This is a genomic window from Micromonospora sp. RTP1Z1, from assembly GCF_033804685.1.
Taxonomy (GTDB): Bacteria; Actinomycetota; Actinomycetes; order Mycobacteriales; family Micromonosporaceae; genus Micromonospora.
On the sequence record NZ_JAPFQV010000011.1, the window covers coordinates 102,843 to 109,750 of the forward strand.

The window sequence follows — 6,908 nt, forward strand, 5'->3', positions numbered from 1 at the left end:
CTGGGACGCCGCTCTCACCCGGTGCCGTCGTCTCAGTTGCAGAGCTCCCGCTTCGGGCCGCAACTGCCCTCGTCGGAGGGGGGTTGCCAGGTGCTGCCGGGGTTCGGGCCGCCGCCCTCCTCCGGCGGGGGCGGCCCGGAGGTGCCGGCGCCCCAGCGGACGTACCCGATCTCCCGCCCCTCCCCGATGATCATGCCCTTGCGGCCGACCGCCAGGACGTTCGCCGACGTCCGCAGGACCGCCAGCTCGCCGCCGGTACGCGGGTCCACCGCGATCAGCCGGGACGGCTTGTCCTCGGCGATCACCGCCGCGTACGGGGTGAGCGCGGCGCCGCTCTTCCCACCGACGGCCCGGGTCCAACGGGTCCGGTCGACCGACAGCTCCCGGCCGAGGATGGACCGCTTGTCGGCGCCGCGCACCAGCGCGTACCGGTCGTCGACGGCGAGCAGCTTCTCCCCGTCCGCGCCGACCTGGAGCAGCCGGCCGTCGTACCCGTCGACCACCGCCTCGCGGCCGTCCGGGCCGACCCCGATCAGCACGTTGCGGGCGCCCTGCGGGTCCTCCCGCTGCACGCACCCGGCGTAGTCGGCGGTTCGCAGGTTCAGCCCGGTGCGCCGCCACACCTCCTGCCCGTTGGCCGGGTCCCGGGCGGACACGGCGAAGTAGCAGGTGCCGTCGCGGGAGGTGGCGGTGATCCGGAGCAGCCGGCCGCCGATCACCGCCAGCCGCTCCTCCCGGCCGGGCTGGACGTTCTGCAGCACCCGGCCGGTGGCGGTGTCCACCACGTGCACCCGCCCGTCGACCGGGAAGCCGAGCAGCGGCGGGACGGACTCCGGTCCGGCCACCCCGCCGTCGATGCGCGGCGCGGCGAGCCGGCGGGTGCCGAGCAGGTCCGGGTTGTCGGCGAGCAGGCCGCTGTGCACGCCGGGCAGGAAGGCGGTCCACAGTGGTCTCGTGCCGCGCGGGTCCCAGGCGCTCAGCGTGCAGTCCGTGGCCGCGGCGCAGTGCACGTCGAGGAGCGCGTTGCGGTACGTCCAGACCGCCACGGCGTCGGTGTCGCGTCGACGTACCGCGCCGGTGGTGGGGTCGAGCAGCTCGTACCCCTTGACCAGCAGCTTGCCCACGGCGACGACCGGGTCCCGGTCGCCGCCGGCCACCGCCGACCAGTCCGCCTTGCGCTCCCAGAGCTGGGTGCCGGTGGCCAGGCTGCGCGCCTCCACCCGGGTGCGCTGCTCGACGATGACGGTGTCGCCGGCGATGGTGACGCTCTTCGGGGTGCCGCCGACCCGCTGCTGCCAGACCACGTCCGGCTCGGAGATCGGCTGGCTCCGGTCGACCCAGTCCCACACGGTCGGGAACGGGTTCCACACCCCGGTCGCGGCGAGAAGGACGACCGCGATCAGCGCGAGGAACAGATAGCACCTCACGCATGGGCCGTTCCCCTTCGCCACATCGGACACGGTAGCGACGATCACCGTCTCTCCGAGCCCCCGAGTGGCCGTGTCGCCGCGCTTTCTTCGCCGATCTGGGCGTTATGCGCCGAACGGACCTCAGCGCACGGCCGAGCGGACCAGAGGGAGGGTGCGGTAGGGGATCTGCTCGGCAAGGGCGATGATCGTGGAGGCGCGGGTGATGCCCGCGGAGGAGACGATCTGGTCGATCACCCGCTGGAGGTCCGTGTTCGAGCGGGCCACGATGCGGCAGAGCAGGTCGCTGGAGCCGGTGATGGTGTGCGCCTCCAACACCTCGGGGATGGCCGCCAGGTGCGCGGTGACCGGGTCGTGCCCGTGCCGCTGGCTGATCTCCAGGGTGACGAAGCTGGTCACCCCGAAGCCGATCGCGGCCGGGGAGATGTCCGGCCCGAAGCCGCCGATCACCCCCCGGTCGACCAGCTTGTCCAGCCGGGCCTGCACGGTGCCCCGGGCCACCCCGAGCCGCCGGGAGCACTCCAGCACCCCGATCCGCTGCTCCGCCGCGAGCAGATCGATCAACCGCACGTCCAGCTCATCCAGCTGTACATCCTGACCAGCGTTCATGGGGTAACACCCTACCGAATGCGCAACCTGACCAGCATTTCGGCGTACTGTTGCCCAACCGGCTGGGGCGCAGCGATCCTCACCACACAAGCAACCAACGGCGGCCCACGAGGCCGGCCGGTACGCAAGGGAGGCCACCATGACCCAGGCGATCGACCGACCGACCGACGAGGTCGATGTCGACGAGGTCGATGTCGACGAACTCGTCGGCGCCGTCGACCACGACATCAGCCGCGACCCGTTCCCGGTCAAGGGCCTCGACCACGTGCACTTCCTGGTCGGCAACGCCAAGCAGGCCGCGCACTACTACTCCACCGCGTTCGGCATGACCTGCGTGGCGTACCGGGGGCCGGAGCAGGGTTACCGGGACCACGCCCAGTACGTGCTGACCAGCGGCTCGGCCCGCTTCGTGCTGACCGGGGCGGTCCGCCCCGACGCCGAGGGCGCCGAGCACGTCGCCAAGCACAGCGACGGGGTCTCCGACATCGCGCTGGAGGTCCCCGACGTGGACGCCGCGTACGCGCACGCCACGGCTCATGGCGCGACCGGCCTGGTCGAGCCGCACGAGGTGAGCGACGAGCACGGCACCGTCCGGATGGCGGCCATCGCCGCGTACGGCGACACCCGGCACACCCTGGTCGACCGGTCCCGCTACACCGGCCCGTTCCTGCCCGGCTTCGTGGCCCGCCGCCCGATCGTGGACCGGCAGCCGATGATCGACGCCGGCATCCAGCCGAAGCGCTTCTTCCAGGCGGTCGACCACGTGGTCGGCAACGTCGAGCTCGGCCGGATGGACGAGTGGGTCGAGTTCTACAAGCGCGTGATGGGCTTCAGCAACATGGCGGAGTTCATCGGCGACGACATCGCCACCGACTACTCGGCGCTGATGAGCAAGGTCGTCGCCAGCGGCACCCGCAAGGTGAAGTTCCCGCTGAACGAGCCGGCCGTGGCCCGCAAGAAGTCGCAGATCGACGAGTACCTGGAGTTCTACCAGGGCCCGGGCGCCCAGCACATCGCGGTGGCGACCAACGACATCCTGGCCAGCGTCGACGCCATGCGCGCCGCCGGCGTCGACTTCCTGGACACCCCGGACTCGTACTACGAGGACCCGGAGCTCCGGGCCCGGATCGGCCAGGTTCGGGTGCCGATCGAGGAGCTGAAGGCCCGCAAGATCCTGGTCGACCGGGACGAGGACGGCTACCTGCTGCAGATCTTCACCAAGCCGGTGCAGGACCGGCCGACCGTCTTCTTCGAGCTGATCGAGCGGCACGGCTCGCTCGGCTTCGGCAAGGGCAACTTCAAGGCCCTGTTCGAGGCCATCGAGCGGGAGCAGGAGAAGCGCGGCAACCTGTAACACTGTCGCCGTGACGCAGCCTCCCCCGAACAGCACGCCGCCGCCCGCCGGGCCCCCGCCGGTGGGCGGCGGCTTCGCGCCGCCCACCGGCGCCGCCCCCCTGCGGTACGCCGTGCCCGGGCAGCACACCCCGCCCACGTACGCCGGACTGCCGGCCTACCCCGGCCCCGGGCCCGGCTGGGCGCCGCACCCGGGCTACCAGCACCCGGGCTACCCGCCCCCGCCGCTGGCCCCGAACGGCCAGCCGCTGGCCAGTTTCACCGACCGGCTGCTCGCCTGGCTGATCGACACCGCCGTGGCGAGCCTGCTGGCCATGGTGCTCTTCTTGCCGTTCTTCGGCTGGATCTGGTACCGCATGTTCACCGAGATGCTGAAGGTCAACCCGGACGGGACGATGACCGAGCCCGACCCGGCGCGGATGATGAGCGACTTCGTCGTCCCGCTGCTGCTCGCCGAGGCCGGACTGATCCTGGTGCTCTTCGTCTTCTACTGGCTCTACCACGTCGAGTACGCCCACCGGACCGGGCAGACGCTCGGCAAGAAGGCGATGAAGATCCGGGTCGTCCCGCTCGACCCGACCCGCACCCTGACCCGCGGCATGGCCGGCCGGCGGTACCTGATCGAGTTCGTGGCCGGTTCGCTGGTTCCCTTCATCAACTACGTCGACGGGTTCTGGCAGCTCTGGGACAAGCCCTGGCAGCAATGCCTGCACGACAAGTTTGCCGGCACCGTCGTAGTTAAGGTTGCTCCGTGACAGTGCAACCTGGTTGGTACGTCGACCCCGCCGAGCCCGAGACCAGACGGTACTGGGACGGCGAGGGGTGGATCGGCGCGCCGATCCCGGTCGACGCCACCCCACCCGAGGGCCCGCCGCCGGCCGAACCGACCCCGGCACCCCCGGCCGCCCCGCCGTCCCCGGCCCCCGTCTCCGCCGGCCCCGGCCCCGGCCCGCAGCCCGGTCACCCGGGCGCGGCGCAGCCCGGCCCGGGGCGCTGGCCGGGACCGGGGTACGCCCCCGGACCGGGGCACCCGCAGGGGCCGCCGCCCGGCTGGCCGTACCCGACCTGGCCGGGACGGCCGCCGGAGCCGCGACCGCACGGGCTGCCGCTCGCCTCCTTCGGCGTCCGCCTGGTCGCCCGCCTGATCGACTTCGGCATCCTGTTCCTGCTCAACGTCGCAGTGAACGGCTGGTTCGTCTGGCGCCTCATCGCTGAGGTCGCTCCCTTCTGGCAGGAGCTCTGGCGGCGGGCCGAGACGGGTGACACCACCACCGCGCCGCCAGCGCCCGCCGGCGCGCAGACCGACGCGCTGTGGTTCGTCATCCTGCTGATCGCCGCCGCGCTGTGGTTCGCCTACGAGGTGCCGTCGATGGCGGCCCGCGGGCAGACCTTCGGCAAGCGGGTGATGCGGGTCCGGGCGCTGCCGATCGAGGCCGACGCGCCGCTCGGCTTCGGCCGGGCGACTCGGCGGTGGAGCACCCTCGGCCTGCCCACCCTGCTCTGGTACTGCGCCGGTTTCGGCCTGCTGCTCCAGTTCGTCGACGCGGTCTCCCCGCTCTTCGACCATCCGCTGCGCCAGGCGCTGCACGACAAGCGCGCGCGGACCGTGGTGGTCCAGGTGCCCCGCGCCGCCACGCCCGACACCCGTACCGCCCCGCGCGACCGCGCCAACCCCCCGGGAGACACCCCATGACCGACACCGGACGTCACCAGCCGCCGCTGCGGCTGACCCGCGCCGACCTCGACGCGCTCCCCAACTACGTGCCCGGCCGGAGCCCGGTCGACCTGGCCCGCGAGCTTGGCCTGCCCGAGGCGATCAAGCTGGCCAGCAACGAGGTCCCGTACGGCCCGCTGCCCGGCGTGGTGGAGGCGGTCGCCGAGGCGGTCGCCAGCTCGCACCGCTACCCGGACATGGGGGTGGTCGCGCTGCGCCAGGCCCTGGCCGAGCGGTACGGCGTGGACGCCGACCGGATCGCCACCGGCTGCGGCTCGGTGGCGCTGGCCGAGCACCTGGTCCGGGCCACCTGCCTCCCCGGCGACGAGCTCGTCTACTCGTGGCGGTCGTTCGAGGCGTACCCGATCATCGCGGCGACCAGCGGCGCGACCAGCGTGCGGGTGCCCAACGACGCCGGGCACGGCCACGACCTGGCCTCGATGGCCGCGGCGGTGACCGACCGGACCCGGATGATCCTGGTCTGCAACCCCAACAACCCGACCGGCACGGCCGTCCGCAAGGCGGAGCTGGACCGCTTCCTCGACGCGGTGCCGGACGACGTGCTGGTGGTGATCGACGAGGCGTACCGGGAGTTCGTCACCGACCCCGAGGTGCCGGACGGCCTGACCTACCTGGACCGGCCGAACGTCGTCGTGCTGCGCACCCTCTCCAAGGCGTGGGGCCTGGCGGGGCTGCGGATCGGTTTCCTCGTCGCCGCCCCGGAGGTGGCCGCCGCCGTCCGCAAGGTGGTCACGCCCTTCTCCACCAGCACGGCCGCCCAGGCGGGCGCGCTGGCCGCGCTGGCCCAGGCCGACGAGGTGGAGCGCCGGTGCGCGCTGGTCGTCGCCGAACGGGACCGGGCCACCGAGGCGCTGCGCAAGTTCGTCCCCGACGTGCCGTCCAGCCAGGCCAACTTCGTCTGGCTGCCGCTCGGCGAGCGGGCGGTGGAGTTCGGCAAGGCGTGCGAGGCCCGCGGCGTGATCGTCCGGCCGTTCGCCGGCAACGGGGTCCGGGTCACCATCGGCACCCCCGCGGAGAACGACGCCTTCCTCGCCGCCGCCGAGTCGGCGCTGGCCTGACCGGGCCGCTCGCCGCGACCCGACCCCGGTCAGGTCGCGGCGAGCAGCACCGCCTCCGACATCAGGAAGTACGCCTGGTCGTCGGAGTCCGCGGTGGCGTTCTCCCGGAGCCGTTCCACGGCGAGGTAGCCGTCCGCCGCGTAGGCCCGCCCGGGCACCCAGTCGACGCCGTCGTGGCCGATGTCCATCGCGAAGCGGGACCGCTCGGCGCCGGTACTTGGATCGAGGGTGACCAGGTCGTTCCGCTCGGTCAGCAGGTGCACCCGCCCGGGCTGCACGGCGATGATCCGCACCGGCCCGAGGTCGGCCCGCCGCCACAGCTCCGCGCCGGTCCGCGCCGACCGGCCGGTCAGCACCCCACCGGTGCTGCCGACCGCCCGTTCGCCGGCGAGTTCGGCGTCCGGCCCGTCCAGGGCGGGCGCGGCGACCGGCTCGCCGGCCCCGATCAGCCAACCCCGGCCGGCGTCGTCACCCGACCCCGTGGTGCGCATCCCCCGGCACTCCGAGTGCCCGCCGCCGCAGCCCACCGGGGTCACCACCAGTCCCCTACCGCCGCCCGGGGGGTGCCAGCGGGTGCGTACCGCCCCGGTCGCCGCGTCCCGGAACTCGACCGTCGTCGGGCTGGCGCAGCCGTCGACCGCGACCAGCTCGCCGGTCGCCGTGGTTCCCACGTCGGTACGGCAGCCGCCCGGCACGTCGACCCGCCAGAGCTGCCGGCCGTCGGCC

The 6,908-nt window shown here is 73.4% G+C and carries 6 protein-coding genes and 1 pseudogene; 4 read left to right on the forward strand and 3 right to left on the reverse strand.

Features of this window, described 5'->3' with window-relative positions:
• Nucleotides 1-32: 32 nt before the first annotated feature.
• Both SLP03_RS08820 and SLP03_RS08825 read right to left on the reverse strand, forming a co-directional pair.
• Nucleotides 33-1,451, reverse strand: a complete 1,419-nt coding sequence (locus SLP03_RS08820) for a hypothetical protein (protein ID WP_413644489.1) — start codon at nucleotides 1,449-1,451, stop codon at nucleotides 33-35.
• 99 nt (nucleotides 1,452-1,550) lie between these two features.
• Nucleotides 1,551-2,036, reverse strand: coding sequence for an Lrp/AsnC family transcriptional regulator (locus SLP03_RS08825; RefSeq protein WP_319460028.1), 486 nt, complete (start codon nucleotides 2,034-2,036; stop codon nucleotides 1,551-1,553).
• Nucleotides 2,037-2,175: 139 nt separating this feature from the next.
• On the opposite strand from SLP03_RS08825, the gene hppD reads away from it, so the two are divergent.
• The 4 genes from hppD to hisC are packed head-to-tail and all read left to right on the forward strand — an operon-like array spanning nucleotide 2,176 to nucleotide 6,182.
• Complete coding sequence (gene hppD, locus SLP03_RS08830; RefSeq protein ID WP_319460029.1) at nucleotides 2,176-3,390, forward strand: 4-hydroxyphenylpyruvate dioxygenase; 1,215 nt, start codon at nucleotides 2,176-2,178, stop codon at nucleotides 3,388-3,390.
• Nucleotides 3,391-3,400: 10 nt separating this feature from the next.
• Nucleotides 3,401-4,144 carry an RDD family protein gene (locus SLP03_RS08835; RefSeq protein WP_319460030.1) on the forward strand — a complete coding sequence of 248 codons (744 nt, stop codon included), beginning with the start codon at nucleotides 3,401-3,403 and terminating at the stop codon, nucleotides 4,142-4,144.
• The gene (locus SLP03_RS08840) at nucleotides 4,141-5,082 is read left to right on the forward strand and encodes an RDD family protein (protein ID WP_319460031.1); all 942 of its coding nucleotides are present in this window, start codon (nucleotides 4,141-4,143) and stop codon (nucleotides 5,080-5,082) included. Before SLP03_RS08835 ends, SLP03_RS08840 begins: the two co-directional genes overlap by 4 nt.
• The gene (gene hisC, locus SLP03_RS08845; protein WP_319460032.1) at nucleotides 5,079-6,182 is read left to right on the forward strand and encodes a histidinol-phosphate transaminase; all 1,104 of its coding nucleotides are present in this window, start codon (nucleotides 5,079-5,081) and stop codon (nucleotides 6,180-6,182) included. The genes SLP03_RS08840 and hisC overlap by 4 nt, the downstream gene beginning before the upstream one ends.
• A gap of 29 nt (nucleotides 6,183-6,211) precedes the next feature.
• On the opposite strand, the pseudogene SLP03_RS08850 reads toward hisC, so the two are convergent.
• A pseudogene (locus SLP03_RS08850) lies at nucleotides 6,212-6,908 on the reverse strand (PQQ-binding-like beta-propeller repeat protein); the annotation flags it as partial.